The organism is Cytobacillus sp. MT66 (assembly GCF_058792595.1).
This window is the reverse complement of the sequence record NZ_JBXAFB010000008.1, coordinates 123139-146149: the sequence shown is the minus strand read 5'-3', so window position 1 is coordinate 146149 and position 23011 is coordinate 123139. Positions and strand designations below refer to the sequence as shown.

General features: G+C 37.0%; 18 protein-coding genes. 17 read left to right on the top strand and 1 reads right to left on the bottom strand.

Features of this window, described 5'->3' with window-relative positions:
- Positions 1–4: 4 nt before the first annotated feature.
- Positions 5–388, bottom strand: a complete 384-nt coding sequence (locus AC1Q59_RS15700) for a hypothetical protein (protein ID WP_492366792.1) — start codon at positions 386–388, stop codon at positions 5–7.
- Between the two features lie 1427 nt (positions 389–1815).
- Between AC1Q59_RS15700 and AC1Q59_RS15695 the strand changes: the two genes are divergently transcribed.
- The 17 genes from AC1Q59_RS15695 (at position 1816) to AC1Q59_RS15615 (ending at position 22919) form a co-directional block, all read left to right on the top strand.
- On the top strand, positions 1816–3159 hold the full coding sequence (locus tag AC1Q59_RS15695) for a replication-relaxation family protein (protein WP_492366791.1): 1344 nt from the start codon (positions 1816–1818) through the stop codon (positions 3157–3159).
- Positions 3152–5800, top strand: coding sequence for a type IV secretory system conjugative DNA transfer family protein (locus tag AC1Q59_RS15690; RefSeq protein ID WP_492366790.1), 2649 nt, complete (start codon positions 3152–3154; stop codon positions 5798–5800). Before AC1Q59_RS15695 ends, AC1Q59_RS15690 begins: the two co-directional genes overlap by 8 nt.
- A gap of 248 nt (positions 5801–6048) precedes the next feature.
- Positions 6049–6936 carry a hypothetical protein gene (locus tag AC1Q59_RS15685; RefSeq protein WP_492366789.1) on the top strand — a complete coding sequence of 296 codons (888 nt, stop codon included), beginning with the start codon at positions 6049–6051 and terminating at the stop codon, positions 6934–6936.
- 17 nt (positions 6937–6953) lie between these two features.
- Positions 6954–7913 carry a hypothetical protein gene (locus AC1Q59_RS15680; protein WP_492366788.1) on the top strand — a complete coding sequence of 320 codons (960 nt, stop codon included), beginning with the start codon at positions 6954–6956 and terminating at the stop codon, positions 7911–7913.
- Between the two features lie 240 nt (positions 7914–8153).
- Positions 8154–9623: an ANTAR domain-containing protein gene (locus AC1Q59_RS15675; RefSeq protein ID WP_492366787.1), complete on the top strand. Its 1470-nt coding sequence runs from the start codon at positions 8154–8156 to the stop codon at positions 9621–9623.
- Positions 9624–9670: 47 nt separating this feature from the next.
- Positions 9671–10345, top strand: a complete 675-nt coding sequence (locus AC1Q59_RS15670; protein ID WP_492366786.1) for an SAF domain-containing protein — start codon at positions 9671–9673, stop codon at positions 10343–10345.
- 17 nt (positions 10346–10362) lie between these two features.
- Positions 10363–11496 carry a CpaE/TadZ family protein gene (locus AC1Q59_RS15665; protein ID WP_492366785.1) on the top strand — a complete coding sequence of 378 codons (1134 nt, stop codon included), beginning with the start codon at positions 10363–10365 and terminating at the stop codon, positions 11494–11496.
- Positions 11493–12998, top strand: a complete 1506-nt coding sequence (locus tag AC1Q59_RS15660) for an ATPase, T2SS/T4P/T4SS family (protein WP_492366784.1) — start codon at positions 11493–11495, stop codon at positions 12996–12998. The genes AC1Q59_RS15665 and AC1Q59_RS15660 overlap by 4 nt, the downstream gene beginning before the upstream one ends.
- A gap of 2 nt (positions 12999–13000) precedes the next feature.
- Positions 13001–13948, top strand: coding sequence for a hypothetical protein (locus AC1Q59_RS15655; RefSeq protein ID WP_492366783.1), 948 nt, complete (start codon positions 13001–13003; stop codon positions 13946–13948).
- A gap of 14 nt (positions 13949–13962) precedes the next feature.
- Positions 13963–14859, top strand: a complete 897-nt coding sequence (locus tag AC1Q59_RS15650) for a hypothetical protein (RefSeq protein WP_492366782.1) — start codon at positions 13963–13965, stop codon at positions 14857–14859.
- A gap of 43 nt (positions 14860–14902) precedes the next feature.
- Positions 14903–15085, top strand: a complete 183-nt coding sequence (locus AC1Q59_RS15645; protein ID WP_492366780.1) for a hypothetical protein — start codon at positions 14903–14905, stop codon at positions 15083–15085.
- Positions 15086–15114: 29 nt separating this feature from the next.
- Positions 15115–15285: a hypothetical protein gene (locus AC1Q59_RS15640; RefSeq protein WP_492366781.1), complete on the top strand. Its 171-nt coding sequence runs from the start codon at positions 15115–15117 to the stop codon at positions 15283–15285.
- Positions 15286–15314: 29 nt separating this feature from the next.
- Positions 15315–15497, top strand: a complete 183-nt coding sequence (locus AC1Q59_RS15635; protein WP_492366780.1) for a hypothetical protein — start codon at positions 15315–15317, stop codon at positions 15495–15497.
- 78 nt (positions 15498–15575) lie between these two features.
- Positions 15576–15962 carry a hypothetical protein gene (locus AC1Q59_RS15630; protein WP_492366779.1) on the top strand — a complete coding sequence of 129 codons (387 nt, stop codon included), beginning with the start codon at positions 15576–15578 and terminating at the stop codon, positions 15960–15962.
- Positions 15963–15982: 20 nt separating this feature from the next.
- A complete protein-coding gene (locus AC1Q59_RS15625; RefSeq protein WP_492366778.1) occupies positions 15983–16474 on the top strand; it encodes a hypothetical protein in 492 nt (163 codons plus the stop codon).
- Positions 16475–16819: 345 nt separating this feature from the next.
- A complete protein-coding gene (locus tag AC1Q59_RS15620; protein WP_492366777.1) occupies positions 16820–17737 on the top strand; it encodes a hypothetical protein in 918 nt (305 codons plus the stop codon).
- A 181-nt stretch (positions 17738–17918) separates the two neighbouring features.
- Positions 17919–22919, top strand: a complete 5001-nt coding sequence (locus AC1Q59_RS15615; protein WP_492366776.1) for an RCC1 domain-containing protein — start codon at positions 17919–17921, stop codon at positions 22917–22919.
- Positions 22920–23011: the final 92 nt, after the last annotated feature.

The following is a 23011-nucleotide window of genomic DNA, read 5'->3' as shown; positions in this document are numbered from 1 at the left end:
TGTATCACAACCCTTCAATATTTTGGTTATTTTGTTGTTCTAATTTTTCATCTCTGAGAAAGCTCACTAATTGCAAACCTCGGACTGTTACAAAATATGGTTTATGCACACCAATAGAACGTTTTTCTATAAAACCTTGTCCTTCTAAGATAAGAAATGCTGCATCGAACCTTTTACGATGCGAATTATAATTTTCAATCTGTGTTTTCGTAAGGCCATCAGAAGTGTGCTTTTTTACAACCATCCGAAAACAATCTATTGTAAATGCATCAAGCTTTTTCCTTAAAAATAGTAAAACATCATAATCATATTCTAATTCCTCTAAATCTACGTATTGTATTCTATGCATCGGTTTTTTCTTTTCCGCTTTTCTAGTTTCTTCATTCAATTACCATCCCTCCCGTCCAAATGTATTTATTTCATATTGTACCACTATGTACCATAAAGGTACAGTAGCAACTTCTTTAATGTACCATTATGGTACATTAAAGATAAACTGTTGAAATTAGAGCATTTACAAACAATTCGTATATAATAACTGGACGGAATTTTAATGGTTTTCACATTACTGGTACATTATGTACCAACATAAAGAGGTAAAGTTAATATCTAATGGTCCTTTTTGTACCAGTAATACAAGTCCTGATATATCAATGTTTTGGAGTCTATTTCCGATTTTTTTACATACTTTTACTCGTTATTGGTCCATTATGGTACATTAAAAGATATTTTGATATTGTTAGGCATTTACAGTAAAAAATCGCTTGATAAAACAAGAATTCTCGATATTTAATCCAATTATTAAAAATAATTATTTATTTAACAATTATTGTTTGCTAAATTTATTTAATTTGGATTTATTCATAATTATTTAGGATTATTAATTGCAGCAGTTCCCTATATAAAAAAAGAAAAATGTCACCTTTTGCATAGCTATAATCAAGTGCTGCCAATTGTTAGTGCTACCTATGCTAAAGTTGAGAGCTACTAGTCTAGCGATTGTAGCCACCAATAAAAAAGGGTTCTGCAAACATTTAGTGGTACCAGATAGCCACTTTACATTGAATCATCGCATGCATGGAGACCTAGCACAGCATTTATGTGGCTAGCTTGGTCATTAAGGCTATATCTATTGGGTTAACGTAAACTTGGTTGACACTCACCATGGCAGACATGTCACTATTTCTTGTTGGAAGTGTTACTGAAATAAACAGAGTTGTCAATTTTGCATGACTGTTTGCAACGATATTGAATACCATTTAATTAACTTATTTCATAGTATTTAATCGTTTTTTTTATAATAAAATTCGTTAATGTGTTTTTTTAAAAAATACACTTCTTATCCTTATAAAATAGATCTAAAGTCGAGATTTTTTACTGTTTACAGACAATACCCAAATCTGCTAACTAACCCTCTATAAAATTCCCTTCCCACAAATAGGTTATTTTAATACTTTTAGGCTATTTGTACATGGGTATTTGTGGACAAATACCACTTATTCCTTTAATGCCAATACCTTAGAAGGGAAATCGAGTAGATACTATAATATACCCTCAAAGACATTTTAGGCCTACCCACTGTATATTTATTAAATAATACACGGGATATACAAAAGTACGCTCTAGGCTAAACGTTTTACAAAGGTTTTTTCCTATTATTTTTGGATTTTATGGCAATAATTTCCGCGCTTTGATATACTTTATTCTAAACTAAATAAAATCAAACAGGAGCACCCTGTCCACTGAGGAAGTACACTTTGTAGTATTTCTGAATTGGCCAGGGTGTTTTTTCTTTTGGAAAGGATGTGATTGAAAATGTTAGAAGAAAAGGATAATTCCTTTTTTTCAACAACTAAATATACAACTAATGTTGTATTGAAAGACGAAGAAGTTGAATTGCTCCAAGAACTGGTTTACCATCGCGTAATGTTATCTCGGACTGTACATGATTTTTATCAGGCAAAGTCGAAGACCCCACGACACCCTAATACAATAACTAACCGATTAAGAAGATTAGTTAACACAGGAGTGTTAAATCGTATGAAGGAGGATGTCAGTCCTACAAGAGCGCCAGTATATCGACACTATTACAAAATTGCCAAAAGGGGATTGTTAATTCTTGTAGAGAAAGAAAAATTAACAATAGAAGAAGCTGAAAGGTTGTATTATCAAATAAAGTCCCGCCGAATACCAAAGGCCCATAATGCTGCAACTTCAGTATTAGCAAATAATGTATATACTGAAGCTCTTAAAGAAGGGATTAATGAATATTCCCATTCAAGGGGTGTCGATGATATTAGATTTGTAGGCAATGACTCTGCATCAATGGAAAAACAAGATTTAATATTGCCAGACTGGATTTTTAGAGTAAATAGACGAACAGTCTGTTTAGAGGTTGATACTGGATCTGAACAAGCTCCAGTTATTGAGTCAAAAGTGAACCGTTACATTCGATTCGCAAATAATATTATGGATTCCGGGGAAGAAATCATTATTGTTTTTTCTGTTGTTGATTCAACATTAAATTTAAAATCATACGAAAACAACTCTGATAGATCAAGGCGAATCGCTTTTTTGAAAGCTTGTATGCCACCAATCCAATCTTGGCCTACGAATCTATCCGTCTATGTAATTACAGCAGAAAAAACCGTTGAACTTATTATGCGCTTGCTGAAAAAGGAACAACCTTATTCAAAAAATTTAAGAGAGTTAGTTATTTTTGAATGGGTAGAGCGGTTTAAAATTCATAAAGAAAAAGAAATTTCGAATTTAGAATTAGGTAAAGATTACTCAGATAAAACAATCAATGACTTACAAATTCTAGAGCCGGATGGGGTTATTGAGTTATCAGGAGGAAATAACAAAAAGAGACTAGCTTTACTATGGGGAGAAGAGGGCTCTGTTTCCACTTATCAGCTTATTAGATCCAATCAATTTAAAAACAAAAATAGAGGGGGAAATAACCCACCATATAATAGTATTTTAGTGATATATCCAACAAAGGAACAAATGGAGTCTGATATATATGGAGAGTACTGGGAAAATGTATGGTTAACGGATTTCGCTTCCTGGCAAGCAATTGAAAGTAGCGATGAACCTTTTCCAATGATGATGAAACTTGTTTCCGGTTACCGAAAGGAGTGGATGGCTTATGAATGAGCAGCCTTTATGGAAAAGGAAATTCCCCATATTCATTAGTACAATCCTATTTGTTATTGCACTTTATGGATTATCCTGGGTATGGGTTAAAGTTGCTTCTTTAATCGCTACACAAATAAAAGGGGAAGAGACCTTTTATTCAGCCTTTTTATTCGGAAAAGAGGATGCTGTCCCGCTCCTGCTTATTCTATTTCTTAGTGTACTCTCCATTTTTACATGGTTATTAGGTACACGAGTGAAGTTTTATCAGGGGAAGTTTTGGAGAATCATCATGTTTTTCACCCCAATCATGACCATCTGGGGTGGTTTAGCTGCTTTTGGAATGTCACAATCAAAACAACATATCATTCCTTATTTTGAAGAACGATTGAAAAACGTCATAGAAACAAATGGTTTTTTTGAATCCATAGTATTTGAACATACAAGTGGATTCTATTTAATGGTGTTACTTATCCCGGTCATTGTATTATCTTTTGTTTCCCTTTTTTTGCTGACAAGGTATGTGCAACATGATAAAGAACTATCTAAGCCTTTTTTTGAATTTGAATGGTCAGGTAAATGGTTACAAAAGCTTTCAAGGCTGGAACAAAAAGAACAATGGCCAGATATCGAACTTGGAGCAAGTACCAAGTCAGGGGAAATGGTTGTCTTGCCTGGCCGAGACCGAACATTAAATACCATGATTGTGGGCAGTATTGGCACAGGGAAAACCGCTGCGCTAGGTTTGCCCATGATTAATCAGGATTTAGATCATATGACAAGATACATTAATGATTATCCGAAGTTATATCAGCGTGAGGATTTCCGAACAGAAGATGTGGGAGGTCGATATTTAAGTGGGATTTCCATTATTGACCCTTCAAATGACCTGTGCCAAAAATCATTAAAGTTGGTTAAAGCCCATGGAATTCCTGATGAAGCCATAACGTATATTAATCCGCTCGATCCTAACACCCCGTGTATTAACCCTATGCGTGGGCCTGTTGATAAAGTTGCGGAGGTATTTGCACAGGTAATCGCTGGTTTAAACGATTCAAAAGATGGCGGCAATTTTTTCTTCGAGCAAGCACAGCGGAATCATTTAAAGCACTATATATATTTGTTGAAGCTTCATGATCCGGAAAAAGAAGTAACTTTTGATATGCTGCTTGATATGTATAACAACCCCCAAGTAGTAAGGGCGATGCATGTTAAATTAAAATCAACCATGCCTTCAGATATTGATGCCTTTGAAGATAGAGATGAACGAAATTACTGGAAAATTGTACAGGGGATAGACGAGTGGTTTGATTTAAACTTACTTCCTAAAATGACGCGGGCTGGAAACATGAATGTAGTGGAGCGGGATGATAAAGGGGAGGCCCTTTATTATGATGCGAAGGCGGAACATGTCCAAGGGTTACGCAATATTTTAAATGACATTGGAGCAAACCCACTTATACGCCGAGTATTGTTTGGAAAGAGTGACTTTGATTTCGATCGACACATGGAAATTGGCGGAGTTCTCTTAGTGAATACAGCAAAAGGGGAGCTCGTGAACCTAGCTAGGGTTCTAGGGAAGATAGTGTTAATGAACCTTCAAAATGCAACATTTAGAAGGCCTCCAAATACATCATCGTTTCATCATATTTTAGTTGATGAAGCACCGGATTATTTATATAACGCTTTTAGGGAGTTTCCTGCACAATCCCGCAAGTACAAGGTAATCCTTACAACCTTAAAACAAACTATTGCCCAACTTGCTGATCAATTTGGGGAGCATTATATGACCACATTGATTGGAACCATGAGGAATCGTATGGTTTACGGCGATGTTCCCGGTTATGATGCGAAATATTTTTCCGATATGTTTGGTGAAAAATATGTATACGAGGAAGGACAAAACGAAATGTCGGTCTCCCCACTTCAGGAGGATCCGATGTCCCGCTCCGGCTCCTCTTATTCAAAAGTACGCGAGCAGGCAATGACTGGCGGGGATATCATGTTCCAGGATGCATTTCAGTGTGCTGTTAAGATAGTCGTAAATAATAAGCCAATGCCAGTTAGACAAATAAAAGCTAATTTTGTGCCAAAAGAATCCTTTGAAATAGCGGATATACAGGTGAAGGAAGAAAGCTTAAATACTTGGTTAGAGGAACATCGTAGTTACGGCAAAGTATTTGCAGATGAGAATCCATTAAGCTCTGAAGAAGTGATTCTCAGTATTGAGGAATCTGAACAGATGAATCAAGAACATTATGTTGCGGAGCGGGAGCATGCATTCGATTTAGATGAAAAGGCCATAGAAAGGGCAGTATCAGTAGAAGTTGAACCAAATCCACGTGACCCGCTAATCTATGTAAAAAATCATTCTTTAGATATAGAAATTCAAGAAATTAATGATGTGCAGCTCAGTCATCTTCAAACTTTGGTATTACCAGAAGTAGATGAAGAACCGCTTGAATGGGAAGATTCCATTCGTAATACCCCACAGCAAAATGATAATAACTATGAGGATACTCATGAATCGAATAAAGAAGAGGAGAATAACCATGAAAAAGAAGAGAACACAGCTCAAGTAGAAAAGGATTATCAGCCTAGTGTCATAAGCAAGGAACAAGTAAGGTTTGCTGATTCTTTAATTGAAGAATTTAAAGAGTGATAAATTTATACTTTTATAGAAAATGCTTGCAGATAAGAACTTAGATTTGTACAATGTAGCTAAATAGTAAGAAATTCGGACAAAGGGAGCACCCCTTACAGGACTAGCTTTTATTTAAAGGCTGGCTGTAAGGGGTGCTCTTTTTTTGCATGTGAGTGAGAGCGGATTCCTTACAAAAAGGGTGGCCTATTTTAAAGCCTACTTAATAACAGATGAGTACTTTACCAAATAAGAAAGGTGTGAGAAACATGGTTGTAAAATCATGGACAAATGAAGAAATGTTAGAGGATTTGGCCCAAAAAGCTCGTTTTGGAGAAATTGTCAATGGAGTAATAAGAAGTACTGACTTTATGAATTTACCAAAAGTAAATGAGGACGGAACTGTATCAAACGTTGAAGAAGAAACCTTGATTATTGCATTACCTGGAGGGGTTACAGGATACTGCCCAGCTTCAGAATTTATGGAGCGGGAGTTTAGATCTCTTCGCAGATTTGTAGGTACCACCCAGCAGTTCATTATCACGCGATTAGATTTGGACCATCAGATAGCGTTATTGTCCGAAAAACAAGCAGCTGCTAAGTTGAGAGAATCTTTTTGGGAAGAGATCACCTATTTAGATAAAGCAGGGCAACTTGAAGATGAAATTTTTGATGCAATTGTTTCTGGTTATAATCAAAAGAAAGGTAACATTCACGTTCGAATTAATGGTCAAGATGCCTTTATGTTCCGCAGGGATTGGGCATGGGCTGAGAGAGTTATTGTAGACGCCCAGCCAGGTGAAACCATACAAGTTAAGATTGAACAATTTGACGTGAATGAAAAGCGAGTGAGAGTGTCTCGTAAAAAAGCCCTTCCAGATCCAAAGGACTTTATTGCGAAATTAAAAAGAGACCAAATCATAGCTGGTCGTGTTTCCGAGGTAGACCCCATACATGGACTTTATGTCGAAGTTGAAACAGATGTAGTATTAAAAGCGGGAAAAATAAGTAGATTAGAAGAGCCGACAGTGGGGGATATCGTCACTTGCAGAGTGCGTGCCACATATCCGGAAGAACGCAAAGGTAAAGTTATTATTATTGACTATCCACGTGGGAAGCGTAAGAAAAAAGACCTTGGTTCATTCTTATTTGAATAATGGAAACCAATGGGGTTTTGACTTCAGCTATTCAATTGTTCCCTAGAAATGATGGAACAATCTCTTTTTGGGATCATCCTAACTTCAAATCGCGTGTGACGCTTCCCGATGATTACTTTGCCCTTACACGCGTTGAACAAGGCCTTGAATTCATTCATCAGGGGAGACTTGATGATGATGCACTCATGGTATTAAAAGTCGTTGGAGATGCCATGTGCTCAAACGAAAATCAGCTAAGAAGATATTTATCAAAAAAAATATCCTTTTCTCAAACAAGTGCTATTCTTAAAAGGCTAAGAAAATATGGGTTTGTTGAACGGCATAAATGTCGTCTTGCCTTTATTGAAGAGGATGGAGAGGAAGTTATAAAGCCCCCTGCACCATTTACTTTAGGAATAGCTGGATTTAAACTTATGAGCCATTTATACCCCGAAGACAAATTTATGAAGCCTGATTACTGGAAGGAGCAGCCTCTAGCAATCCAACGTTTTGTAGCAATGAATGAAATGCGCTGTTTATCAGTAGAATCAGGTGTTCTTAGGGGCTGGAGATGGAATCCGTATGTTGGGGGGAGCCCGAAATATTTAAGACCTATGGGTGTTGCAAAGGTTGAAACTCCTAAAGGTGAATTGCAGCTATTAATTGATCGCCCTCAAATGGCGCAAAACTTTATAGGATATTTACGAACAAAAATGGAGCAGTACCGTTTTTTGTTTGAAAAAGATAAAGTTTTTAAAATTGATGGCTTTTCAAGAAATGCCATTCAGGTTGTTTGTCTATATGTTTCTTCGGTAAATATGGCCCGTTTTATTCAAGAGGAAGTCCGTCTACATACGTTTCCTTTTGATGTATGGATTTTAGTTGATGAATGGATTAATTCTGAAACAGGAATGAGTACCGCTTTTTCAACTGTTGGGAAAGAAGGATTGAAAAGGATTCGAGTGCCTTTTTTTGATAAGAAATCCCTGGATTCATAATTAAAGCCATTTCCTAAGTAAAAACATGGTTTGACAAGATTTGACTTCAGTGGTAGGATAGCCTCAATACCTTTTCTCAAGTTTTTTACTTGAGAATATAGGGAGAGAATGACGGAAACATTCTCTCCTTCTAAAATCAAATAAAAGATACATGGGAACACCCCAGTATAGATACAGTAACCATAGCGTTATTGTATGTATACTGGGGTTTTTTGTGTTTAACGAGGTGAAGTTAGAATCATGCGTGTCTTGTTGGCCGTAGGTGACCCTAACTATGTTCAGATCCTTAGAGGACATTTAGTTGGAATAGGTTTTGATGTAATTGATAATGATGTATTTCATCGACGTTTCCTTCAAGAAATCATCGAAATGGAACAACCTGATACGGTGATTTTACATGATACCTTTTTACCGAGTGATTTTGACTCAAAGGATGAACAAGAAGAAGAAATATTAAGTTTAATTGAACATTGGCGAATTCAATATCGGGATCGAATCAGAGTTATTTTTTTATGTCATCGCGAGAAATCAGACCCATTTTTAGGTAAGCTTGTTGCTCGAAATGTATTAGATATTTTTTATACCCGCTCCATCCCGACTCAGTTATTACTGGAGCAACTAAAGAAACCAGCTGAATTTGCAAACGTTGCACGACTTGGGGTAGGTATATACGAATTTCAAGAAGAGGAAATTGAAAAAGGTGAGGAAGATGAAAATCCAGAAAATGTGACAGTTCCCTCTGTTGATGAAGGGGAGGAAGTGGAGAAAACGTTCAGCAAAGGTATTTTTGAACGATTACCAAAGATCCCTCCATTCACCAATCCTTTAAAAGAAAAAAGGCCGGCTATAGAACGTCCAATCATTCAAAAACAAACGGTCAAAAAGGAAATAAAAATCCATTTTGGACGCAATCAGGTTAAAACCATTGGTGTGAGTTTACCTAGACAACTTTTCGTGGTAGCTGGGTGGCAGCCAAGAGTAGGGAGTACATTCATTGCCCATCAAATAGCTTACGCTTTTTCATCTTATGAAATTGGGGTTACCTATATGGAGAATCCTTATCGTAGACCATACACATATGACCGATTGGATGGAGAAGTCAAACAGCCTGAATATAGGAGTTTGTTTCAGCGAATAGCCATTCCAGAAAGAAATACTCCTAAAATGGTTCTCGATGCACATGAAATTGACTTTGTTGTTCCGAATCCGCTACATGAGCCCATCTATTCTGAGGATACTCTAAACGTTGATGACGTTTTAAGACTACTGCTTTCTGTACATGAAACACCTATTGTCCTTGTAGATATAGGCGATGATCTTTCAAGTTTATTCGCAAAAGAAATGTTTAGTGTGGCAAATAAGGTGTTTTTTGTACTTGACCACGATATTCCGGGGGCTATCCGGTACAACCAAGATACTTTGTCCCCAGAACGATTTTTAGTGGAGCAACTAAAAAAAGAAAATCGATTTCAGTTTATAGCTAACCGGAGTATCGAGATAAAGCAGTCAAAGGAAATGTTTGAAGAAGACGTCTTTTATTATCCCGAAGTTCCCGCTGATGTAGTGTATCATACCCAGCTTGAAGGGACACTTCAATTCAAGGACAGAGTATGGAAGAAAAAACAAATTGATTTAATCATGCCTCTATTGGAGGATGCGATACCCAAAGAGGTAAGGAAAAAGAAGAATTCAAAGTTGTTTGGCTTATAAAAGCCTATATGCAAGTCCTAAATTCTTATCGATAAAGGAGATTCAAAATGCGGAATAAGTGGTGGAATCAACAATTATTCTTCTCAATCTTTTTCTTTCTCATCTTTATCGGTGCGGTTGTTGCAAATGAACTTGATATATTCAAAAAATACACAACCGTTCCAGTAGTAATGGCTAAGGAAACGATTGATAAAGATACAAAAATAACAGAAGACATGCTGTATATCTATCAAATGGAAAGAGAGTTTGTAAATGATGGGATGTTTAGAAATGTAAAAGATGTAATCGGAAAAACAGCAACCCAGCTCATCATGCCAGGTCAATATGTTTCTCCTCTTTCCCTAGACGCATCGATTCTACGGCCATCAGCAGAACACGAATTTTTTCCAATCCCTGATGATTGGCTAATTGGAATTCAAGGAACAATCAGACGTTATGATTTAGTTAATTTATCTGTCCTTTATGTCGGTACAAAGTCTCAAGATGAAGAGCCTGTTGAAGTTAAGGTTCATAACATCAAAAATGAATTTATCTTACAAGATATTCCTGTTGCATACGTCAAGGGTGGACAGAATGAAGAGGTAACGGGGGTAAGGAATGGCGATGATCGGCTATACGGTACGACAAGGCCATCCAGTATTCAACTTAGCTTAACATTAGAAGAATTTAAGAATCTAGAAAAGCTAGTTTTAGAAGGATATAGAATGATCCTAAGTATTTAAGGAAAGGAGCGATCGTTTTGAAAACAGCTATCATTCAGCCAACTGAAACATTAAGAAGATTGGTTCTGTATACACGCCAATTTTCTGATCAAATTGAGGTACAGTCCTTTGATGAAATTATTAAGGATAGAAAAATCGATGTCATTCTTACAGAGCAAATGGAGCTATTGGCTTCTGACATTATTCAATTAAGGCAAAAATTTCCTAAACAGAAAATACTTATCTTATCTGAAACTGCAGATCCTTTTTTTCAAAAAGCTTGTATCACCTATGACATTCTTTTGATTACAAAAGATATGAGTGAAAGGGAGCAGCTTAATACGATTCAAAAAGCCTGGTTCGGCTTGGAGGAGCAAACAGAATATCACAATGTTGTTTCTATTCATGGTACCCATAGGCAGGTTGGGGTGACTCAATTATCCCTATCGATTGGCCAAACACTTGGAGAATTGAATTATAAAACCATTGTTATTGGACTAAATCCTTACAACCCTGGTGAAATTAGCAATGTTCAGTCCACTTATTCATTTGAACAAATTTATGACTTAATCGAAAGCAATGTTATTTATGATGGTGAAAGTCTGGTTCCTTACCTTACAAAGGTTAATCAGTTTTATTACTTAGTAGGGAATAGGGACTTCTATAAAGCAATGACCTTTGATTCTAAGCCCGTGGAGCGGCTCATTCATTTTGCTAAAGATCATTTTAATATCGTCATTTTAGATGTTGGTTCATTTTATGATAGTTATTTACCGCTTACTGGATTACAACTATCTAATACACATGTTTTAGTCTCTTCGCAGGAATCGTTGTCGATAGATGAATATAAAAGGTGGCAGGAACAGGTTTTAAATCGTTTTGATTTTCATCCTAAATCCATGTATCAAGTTGTCAATAAAGTAGCTACTCGTGCCATTATTACACCTAAACAATTGGAAGAAGCACACAATGTACCTATACTTGCACAAGTTCCGTTTTTCCCGGAAGCAAGTGATGCCGTTATCGAAGATGGCATTTTAGCTCAAGCTGAATATAAGCCATTTAATAAGGTGATTGAAGGTCTTTCTCGTGCGATTGCAGAGGAAGCCACAGAGGGCCAAGAAGAATCAAGAGGTGGATTTTTTAGATTCTTTGCAAGGGGGCGCGCATGATGGAAACAACTATTATTCGCAAAGATTCCGTATACTCGCCTCCATCTGCTCGGAAAACACTAGATATCAAAAAATACCAAAGAAATCGGAATATTACTCAGCAGCGAAATCGGCAACAAGATTTCTATACACTAGCAGAACAAGCAAGACAATATGTTTATACGATTTACGATAAAAAAGTAGAGCAGCGAGCAATCGGCGAAACAAAGGAAGATTATGTAAATATTTATCATGAAGCCATGCAAGGCATACCGTCATCGGTGAATTTGATTAAAAAGCATATCGATGATTTTGTTGTCGAACAAGGATTAAGAGACACACCTTTTCCTGAGTACTATCGTTCTTTAGTCGATGGTCTTTTTGAAGAAGAATTCGGATGGGGTCCACTTGCTGCCTTTCGTTATGAAAGAGATTGTGAAGGTGCACAGGTTCTTGGGGTGGATATCAAATTCAAACGCTCCTGGGGTTGGGAATTACAGCCCTTCCGATTTAAAAGTGTAAAACAGGTTTTAGAATTAGCTCAACGTTTTTCAAATATGAATGCTCGAACGACATTAAATGAGCATACAAACCCGGAAATGGAAACAAAAACTCATGATAACCTCCGTGTATCAATTATGATTCCAAAAAGAATGCATGGAGAACCTGTTATTACCATGCGAAGGAAAGTAATTAAGGATCTAAGTTTTGAAAACCAAGCAAGCTTCGGAACCATTCCTGATTCAGCCATTCCATTGTTCGAAAGCTTAGCTAGATTCCAAGTCAATAGTGTTATTGCTGGGCCACCTGGTTGCGGAAAATCTACAATGTTACAGGCCTTTTTACATTATGCCTGTTATGAAAAAAGAAACGGAGTAAAGGTTCCTGAGCGAATAAATACGGTATATGCAGAAAGTTATCCCGAATTTGATGTTCGGGAGATTCATCCCCAATCAAATATTCTACATATGATTGGTCGGGGGGAAGAGTTTGAACAGATTATTATGGCTTCCATTCTTCGACATGATATAGGGCGAGTAGTATTAGGGGAAATTCGTGAACATGAAGTAGGTCTTTATAGACGTGCTAGTTTACAAGGGATTAAACAAGTAATGGGTACCCTTCACGATTTAGATCCCATTAACATACCTGAAATAATGGGTAACCTGTATCTTCAGTATTATCCAAACGGTACGGAATCTAAAGTAGTTTATGAGACATTTGCAAGAAACCTTCATTTTGCTGTTTCCATGGATGAGGTACTGTACGAAGATCAAGGACAAGAACAGTTAGAAAAAAAGGTAACAGGAATTCATTTGTATGATGTGGATCCTCAAACAAGCGAAATAAAGTTATTTACCATTATGAATTTCGATATTTACAGAAAAGAATGGGTTTTTAATAGTCATATCCCTGAACGTTTTGAAAGATTAGTAAGAAAATATCATCGTGAGGCTTTTGAACAATTTATCCTTACCCTCAGCTCCTTAGAAAATCGCGGAACGATTCAGGCAGGTGAATAAGGATGGCCAATTTTTATCAAATTGGTTTGAATGTCTTAATTTACGGGATTGGTCTGGCAAGTGTAATTGGAATTTGGATAGGTTTAGGTCTTAACATCCGCAGAACACGTGAACGTTTTAAGGTTAATCGCAAGATGCGATTAGCTGTATATAATCGTAAATGGCTTCAATTTCCGATTATGAGAAAATATCACTTTCTGTTAACTTCGTCTCTAAGAAAATATGAATTAGAGTACTTTTCACGTATCGTGTTAACACAGTTTTTATTTTTCGCTTGTTTCACGATCATACTTTATTTATTAATTCATGGTATTGGATTAGCAGCTATTCTATCGGCCATGTTTTTCTATGCCTTACCAATCAGTTTTCTTTATTTACGTCATAAGCAACAACAGACCGTCCTACAGGATGAATTGGTTGAGGCATCCGTTGTTTTATTACAAGAATATCAGAAAAATCACTACCATATGCTTTATGCATTGAAATCTGTTTCAGAAAAGGTAGAAGGGCAAAGTCAAATTGCCTATGCCCGGCTATTTGCAAGGATGCATGATGACGATGAAATGAAAGAATTAGCAGCTGAAACGTTTGCTTTCCAGTTAGGTCATTTTAGAGGAAAAAACCTTGCAAGTATTATACTACGAGCTTGTAAGGATGGGGTGCCAGTTACTAGATTAATAGAAGATTTAGTAGAGGACATCACTGAGTTTAATAAAAGAATTCGGGATGCAGAGACCGAAGCAAGAGAAACAGCATTGATTGGTTATGCACCAATCCCCTTATTAATCATGCTTCATATCATTAATGATAAATGGTTAATTCCTAACGGAGAAGCCTTTTATTATCAATTCCAAACCGATAAGGGACTAAAATCTTTTTTGATTTCCGTTGTGTTTGGATTAATCGGGATGGGTCTAGCCTTAATGGTCAAACGACCTAAGAAAATGTAGAAAGGAGGATATACGTGGATTGGCTCATTCAGAATTACCAAACTGTTTATATCTTGTTGATAGGCATTCTGCTGTTACTCAGTTATTTATTCTTACAAAGATCACAATATGATGAGCGTAGGCGTAACCGTTTTAGAAGAAAATATCTCATCCATCGCTGGACCATATGGCAAGAGAAACTTTATAACCAAGAACATGAGACATTCCTAAGACGGCATGGGGTTCCACTGTTTATCAATAGTGTCCGAATCAATGCCCTGCGTATTGGGATATTGGTTTTGCTTATAATCATTGTTTTGTTTGGAGTAATAACAGGAAAAGCACTGCTTTCGGTGTTGGATATAGTGATGTGGGGATCCTTGTCCATTATTTTGACACCAAAAAAACCCTACCCATTATTCTACATGGTTAAGTTTTTCCAGCGCAAACATGCCAATGAAGTATCTAATGAGGTTTATCAGTTATACAACGAGATCAAATCCCAGTTTCAAATGCGGTCTAATGGGCTTGCAAATACCTATTACATCATTCAGCAAACTTTACCTTATTACAAATACATTCGTATGCCGCTTGAAAAAATGTTGCCGCTATTAGAAAAAAAACATTTACATGAAGCATGGGAGGTATTTGCTAATGAAATAGATACTCCCGAATCAAAAATGCTCGGTGTCGTTATGAAGGAAGTTGAAGCAACGGGGACAGAACAAGCACTGCTGCTTCTTGAGCAAAAGAGACAAGAGTTTTCTAACCACTTATATAACCGCTATACCGATTATCTTAGAAGAAGAAAGAATCTCATTTTTTCTTTAGTTGTATTCGGGGCCATGATGGTTTTTATCAATGAAGTAACTGTTTTCTACATGTGGTACAAAGACATTATGTCGAATGTTAATGAGATCAGCACTGGCTGATGGATTTTACAGATATTTATCATTCAAAAATGGAGGAGAAGAAATGGACAAGCTTTTAATTTTACTGATGGTTATTTTATTTGCGGTTGCTGTCACTAGCCAAACAATTTTCCAAGAAGGTGGACTTCAACAAGATTCTATTGATATGAAAGATAAAACTCAAACGATTATTCAGGATGCTAATACAACTATGGATAACTTCAGCAAAGGAACTACTACTCCATAAAAGGAAAATAGGGAGGTGGTGTACAAGCTTTGGATAAACTAATTATTTTATTAATGATCATTTTAGCTGGGGTGGGTATTACAAGTATTACATTATTCCAGGATAACGGTCTTATCAAAGATACCAAAGAAACAAAAGAAAATACTCAAAAGATAATGACCGACACCCATGTTTATATCGATAAACTCAATAATAACTAAAATATCAAATTTAATGGAGGAAATACTTAATGGATAAACTACTTATTTTATTAATGGTAATTTTATTTGCGGTTGCTGTTACAAGTCAAACTATTTTCCAAGAAGGTGGACTTCAACAAGACTCTATTGATATGAAGGATAAAACACAAACGATTATTCAAGATGCAAACACAACAATGGATAACTTCAGTAAAGGAACTACTACTCCATAAAACTAAATTGTTTAGAATTGGTTAAAGCGAACCCCCTATTCATACCGGGGTTCGCTGATTTATGGGAGGTTTTATAACGTGGAAAAATTAATCGTCTTTATGATGTTACTCCCTTTTTCACTCCTTCTGCTGTTTCAGCCATCTTTAGATCGACTAGAAGAAGGGCGAGAAAAGGTTGTCCAAGTTGCCATCCAACGAGGGGTTGAACGGGCTGCCATCGATGGATACTTTACCGAAGATATCAAAAATGATATGTATGCTGTTTTAAGTGCGGTTGGATACCAAGAAGCAGAAATTGAATTTATTGGAACTGAAAGGCCTACTTACAGAGGGGATTATATTGAGGGGACTTTAAAGGTACCAAATAAATATCAATTTTTGCTGTTTGAAAACTTGTTTGAAGGCACAACAAGCGATAAATATCATATTCATACAGCTACCCGCATGAGTGAATTTATTAATTAAATGCAGAAGGAGGGGAAAACATGGAAAAATTGATTATGTTTATGATGATTTTAGCATCGTGCCTATATTTTTGGGTAAAGGATGTAGAAATCGTTTTAATGGACCGGGCTTACCGAACCATTCAGTATGGATTAGAACATGCGGTGCATGATGCGGCGTTGCAAGTGGAAATCATGCCATTATCGGAGGGGTTTATAGTATTTGACCAACCAAAAGCAGAAGAGGTTATGTATCAAAGTATTCAGCATAACTTGCCTGTTGATTCCATGTTATCCCCTTCTTCTGATATATTTTTTACGGAACCGTTAAAAATTATAGATATTGTATACCTTGATGATAACTTTGTGGGAAGTTTCCCGATGACCTGGGAGTACATGTTACCCAATGGAAAAAAATTTGAACGTGCTATTTTCGGCCCTTCAGTTGCCCATATTGTAGATGTAAAGATACAAGGAGCTGGAAAAACTACTCCTTTTGTTGTTATTCAAGAATATAAAGGCTACGGAGGCTAAAAACTACACTAACCGCTTAAAATGAAATAGATATTTGTAAAAAGTTTCTACTAAACTTTAAATCACATTGAAGGTTATTTCCATACATGATAGTCTAGTATTAATAATAGTTTTCTAAATTTTTTGCGACACTAGGTTGTCTGCGGTTATGGAATAAAGCGGTCTCTTTGACTTTTGGTGTGTTCCCTTTGGGCTGTCCATCAAATGTCTAGAACCGCTTTTTGCATTGTATAAGGCCCATAAGGAAGTGTGATGTTCGAATCTTCTTCACTAAAAGTTAGTTGTAGTTTATTAACACTTATAATATAATGTTATATAATAAATGGTTAATTAGGAGGAATGAAAATGATAAAAAAATTGATTATATCGAGTGTTATGGCTTTTGGAGTGTTACTAGCTCAAACAAGTGTAGGAGACGAAGTCCAAGTACAGGCAGCAACTAAGTTGCCGGATAATCACGAAATTGAACAACTTAAAGTAGAATGGACTGGAAAGAATAGTTATCATATTCACGTAGGGGATCGTAAAGGTACATTGCTTATTCGTGTAGACCAACCTAAGAAAGAATGGAACATTGAGTGGGTAAACTGGAGAATCTCGAAACCACTTGCAGTAAACTTTCATATGCACTCTGAATTGGACCAAGAGAAACAACCATATATTGCACCACTAAATTTTAGACCTGATTATGGTTATGATTTTGCAAAACAAGGTGAAGTAGATTCGTTGGCTAAAAAAAATGGAAGAATTAGAAATGGTTTAATGCAGTTTAGTGATTTTTCCGATCCTGATTACTATTTAGGATTAGCTATTTATCTACCTGAGAATTATAGTAAAGATGGTGTTTATTGGTTTGGTGGTATTGGATCTGCACTAAGAGAAGATGGTCAAGTAAAAGCTTATTTTTACCCAGATTCCTACGTGGTTCCAGAAGCAATAAAACAGGTAAAGAAAGACGGAACGTTTCCCCTTCTTAATAAAGTAATGTGGGGGAAAACTGAGCTTTGGCAGAGTCAGTTGGGGAAAGTAACTATCAAACATCCTACCACTCTTTGGAAACGGTTGGATAATGGAAAATTAGAGAAGGTAAGAGACTTGAAAGCTGGAGATGAATATAGAGTATATAAGTATCTGAATGAAAAAAAAGGCTTATATGGAGTCGGAGCAAAAATGTATGTTGAACGTGATTCATCAAAGGTTTTGTATGAAACCCCATCCAAAAGGAATCTCCGTTTGGTGCGTATTATGCACGGTCAGGAGTAACAAGCAAATTGACTTAGTATAATAGATTCGGTATTATGTTAGTATCAATAATATCGAATGAGGAGCACCCTCAAAGTACAAAACGACCTAGTGTCGTTCTGTCTTTGAGGGTGCTTTTTTTATTGGAGGTGAAGTGGTTGAAAAAAGTTAATAATCACACCTACAAAAAAGGGGAAGGAGAATGAAGCTAAATAAAAAGTTGTTTCTTTTTTTATTAGTACTTTTATTATCGCCACTTATTCTACCCAATGATGAACAAGTTGCCTTTGCTGCCAAAATGAACACTTTAGGTGGACCTTCATCGGCAGTTCACCGGCAACATAATTCAAGTTTATGGGATGGATCTTTAAGTTCTGATAGTCGAGGGTATGAAAGATGGCTGTTAAGAAGTGTAAATACAAACCGTTTTAGTTGGCATCAATGGGCGTTCCAAAATGGGTACTCTAATTGGCAAATTGTTGCAGGATATGAGAGCCCCACAGCCTACACACCACCTCCTGGATGGGAAATCCAAGGAATCCTTAAATATCCTGTTTACCGTCCTAGAACCTATCCCATTTCCATTAGGGACTGTACTTTAGAAACAACAGGCCAAACCAGCCCTGCAACAGAGGCGGGAGATGGAAGATGTACGCCACATACATTCCAAGGAACTCTAATCAGTAACCAGTGGGTATTATCTATCTCTAAGTCACATTGGAGATACTATGGTGACGCGTCTACTTGGGAAGGAAAAACGGGGCCATTTTATCTGTTTAATGCGGCACAGCAAAATGGTTATGCCTATGATTTTCGTATCAAACCTATTGCAGACCCAGAACCTCCCGAAGAATGGATTCCACCTGACCCTGGTGGAGGAGGAGAGCCCGACCCTGGGGATGGAGGGGGAGGAGACCCTGGGCCTCCACAACCACCACCTAATATTCCGCCCACTGTGGAAATTTACGGACCTGAAGAAGTAATGGCGGGCGAAACATTCTTAGTTTGGGCTGCTGGGGAAGATGTGGATGGTACCGTAGAAGAATATCGATTTAGTAATGTACCTCCTGCTACGGAACAAAACGATAATTTGTTATACCCGTCTTATCCTAAAACGGGAAATTACTCCATATTAGTAAGAGCCATAGATAACGAGGGGGCTCAAAGTAAACCTGCCACACATAATGTTAAGGTCATTGCACCTCAACCAAGTGCGAACTTTTATGTAAGAGGAACAGAAAAAGAAAATAGAAAAATTACTTTAGATCCTGTCCATCCGTATAGATACTTAAATACTTACCGTGCAGGTGTCATAGAAGCATTCCCCATGGTTGAGGAAAAATGGTCAATAACTGCTGTTGATCCAGAAAAACAAAAATATATCATGACACACGCAAATTTGAATGATAATTTGTCTTATAAAGAGGCCATTGACATTCTGATAAAGGTTCGTGGGCAGTACAAAGTAAAACGATACGTTAAAAATAGTATTGGTCTAGAAGATACTGTTGAGAAAATAATTACAGTTCAACCTGATCTATTGCCAGTTGCAGACTTGGATGTTACCACAAAATTGTTTAGAGACGATGTGAAAAATCAACCTGAATACTCAAAAGCTGTAATTAAGACTATAGATAAATCTTACTCAGATGATGATAAAATAGGACAACGCATTTGGTCTTACTATTATGATTTAAATAATGATGGGGATTTTTCAGATGAAGAGGAAGTGGTTGTCTCTACTAATAATGAGGAGGATATTAATATTAGGGTAGAAAAGGTTGGCAAATACCTTATCCAATTAAAAGTAATTGAAAAGTTTGGGCAACCTACCATTGATGAATTTGTTGTTCCCGAAGATAGACGTAGGCATCATGTATCCGAAAGTCAAACAGAGTTAAATATCCCTATAAAGCCTTTAGAACAACGAACAGTAACTGTAGATAATCTTGCACCAAATGCCACTTATAATGTTAGGAAAAAGGGAGAAACCGAACAACCCAACGAAAAACAACCTAAGGTTGATGTACAAATTGCTTTAGATGAAGTACCTTATTCTATTTCTCAAGTTCAATCTGGAATGACAAAGTTAAGGGAACGTTTAAATGCTGAAAATATCCAAGCGAACATCTCAGTTGAACCATTGAAGACACCGCTAAAAAAAGTTGTAGATATGTCTTCTAGTTTATTAAATTCTATGTTTCTATTAGATTCCGGGGAAATTTATAGCGCTGGAAATACAGAATCTTTAAACGGACTCGGTACTAACAGGGGTGATCATCCAATACCGGTTCCCATGATAAAAACATGGGCAGATGACGCAAAAGCAATTGCAATTTCACAGGGTTTAGGTCATGCTTTGATATTACTTGATAATGGAGAAGCCTATTACTCTGGTGAAATTCCGTATACTAGTTCTCATAGACGTACAAATGTCCCTAAACGTATAGGTTGGGATTCTGGTGTAATTGCTGCTGAAGCAGGGTATTACTCATCATTCCTTTTATATGGATCAGGAGAAGTATTTTCTGCGGGGGATGCCCCCAGTGCTATGCTCGGGAGAGGAACTTCTGCGGATACTTATTGGGGACAAGTGATTGAATCCTGGGGAACAAATAAAATTGTACAGGTTTCTTCAGGAACTAATCACACACTATTTCTTGATGAAAAAGGTAATGTTTGGGCTACAGGAAGTAATGATGCTGGAGAATTAGGAATAGGTAATAAAACCGAGAAAAACAAACCGGTTGCGGTAACTAAAACTTGGGGATCAAAAAAGGTTAAACAAGTTTCTGCGGGAAGATATGTGTCATACTTCCTATTAGAAACTGGGGAAGTTTATGCTGCTGGAAACGGTTATTATGGACAAATAGGAGATGGGTCTAATACAGACCGAACCAAACCTGTCCCTGTTAGCGAAACTTGGGGAAACGAAAAAGTTGCTAGTGTTAATGCTGGACAATATTCTGGTTTCTTTTTACTAGAAAATGGGGAAGTTTATGCAGTCGGAGAAAACACAGAGGGCGAGCTTGGAGATGGAACTAAAATCGATAAGAATAAACCTGTAAAAGTTGTTAATACATGGGGTGATGCTAAGGTTAAAAAAGTCCATTATAGCGTCCGGCATACCCTTTTTCTACTCGAAACAGGTGAAGTCTACGTTGTGGGTAGAAATGATTATGGGCAGTTTGGTAATGGCACAAAAAAAGATTCGACTAAAGCTCTTCCAATACTTGATTCTTGGAACCAAAGCCGCGATAACTCAGCTTGGAAAGAATCATACGATATGATGTTTGGTGTTCTATTAAGTCGGGATGCTGTTGATAGCACTCATATAGCAAATCAAATGATGGGCTTTGATGCAAGCTTTGTTGGTGTAGGTGCAGCCGGAAATCGGTCACAAATGGAGGCTATCATACAAAGAAATCTTAATCGCGGAACTTTTATTAGAGAAGAGCCAAACGGATTAACTGATAACCAAAACATTGAGCGAATCGCAAATGAACTGGCAGACTATATCATTTCTGAAATAAAGAAGAAACAAGAAGCCAAAGAACTCTATTTAACTCTAGACGAGCAGGCAGATTATCAAAAAAGCTATAATGATGCTGAAAACGACCCGCTCTTAACAGAGAAATGGAAATTTGCACATGACCCATCAGTATTTGAAAATGATATGGGGCAAGATCCGCGGCACTTGAAAGAGCTAACTGCTCCTATTGAACAATTTTCAAAAGTTGGGCTTTACCGTCCAAACTATTCGGCAAAAGACGAACCAATCTTTTGGAAAGACAACCGCTTTGACAGTTATAGGAAATGGTCGCCGGAATATGATGAATGGTCTATTTTTGTTCACCGTAAACCAGTCCCTAAATTTAGTTTTACAATTGATACAAAGCGAAACTATACAATTACCAATGAAGCATATGATTTAGACAAGCAATCCATTGATATTGGAAACGGACCTGGAATTCGTAAACAGACTTGGTATTGGAGAGAAAAAGGACAAAGCACTTGGCAAGAAGGGCTGCCAGCATCTCCGCTTTCTAACAAAGTATATGAAATAAAGAATTCTGTCATTGATTTCCAACATAGAGAAGAAAGTGTTATTAAGGAATTGAATGCATCAGGTGTCAATGTCCCACCAATACCTTTATTCTCACTAGACCAGGAAGTAGAGCAGGGACAAATTTTTGTACCTAAAGATATGTCCTATGATCCGAATGGTGACGATATTACGGAATGGCGCTGGTGGATTAAAAAGGTTGAAGAGGATGACACTGACTCAACAGCAGACATTAATTTTGAGGAGGTACCTTCACAACCTAGTAGATTAAGTAATCCTGAATTACTTGTTGATGAAAAAGGTACTTATATTGTTCGACTTCAAGTAAAAGACGAACACGGCTTATGGTCTGCAGATCCAAATAAGTATGCGTATCAAACCATTAATGTTTATTCAACCAACGAAGCGCCTATGGCTGGATTTACAGTTAAAAATGCTTATGTAGGAAGTCCGTTAGTTGTCACATCTACAGCTGACGACCCAAATGGAGATCCACTCACTTATTCATATCAGGTAATCACCCCATATGGTGATGCCCTAACCGTCGAAACAGGTTCATCCACTTTAGACAGAAGAGGAAACCCTATTACTCTTGACGAGTTTGGGAACTTTAGCATTCAAACGTATGATACTGCTGATGTTGGAACTTGGACTTTTACTCAAACGGTTACTGACCCTGATGGGGCGGTTACGCAGGATGGCCCGAAAACTGCTGAAGTTTATCCATTAATTTTATCCGGTAACGTGTTCCATACTGATGAATGGCTTCGAATCCATATGAAAGAGGGAAACCCGCCTAATTCCTTCTATTCGGGAGAGAAATTTCTTTTAGGAGCAGATGTATCCGATTATCCGATTAAATCTTCAAATGTATCTATTAGTGGGATATTGGAAACAGGAGAACCATTTAGTGCTAATGTTTCATTGTCCCAAGAAAGTAATACTTACTTATCGGGAAGCTATTTTGAAGAGAGGTTTGCGAAAAAAGGAACCATGATTAAAGAAGGCTCCGAAGTTTCTTTTGTATTTACTGTCGTTTATGAAAACGATTATTCTCCAGAGGAATTTGAAGTAAAGGTCAACATTATAGACAATGTTTTTAACTACTTAAATTCAAGATACCATAGGAATTACTAATATGCATGAAGGCTATTTGTGATAAATAGCCTTCTTTTTTTATTGACTAGAAGAGAGTTAGGATCTCTATGTAATCTATTGACTAAGGAAAT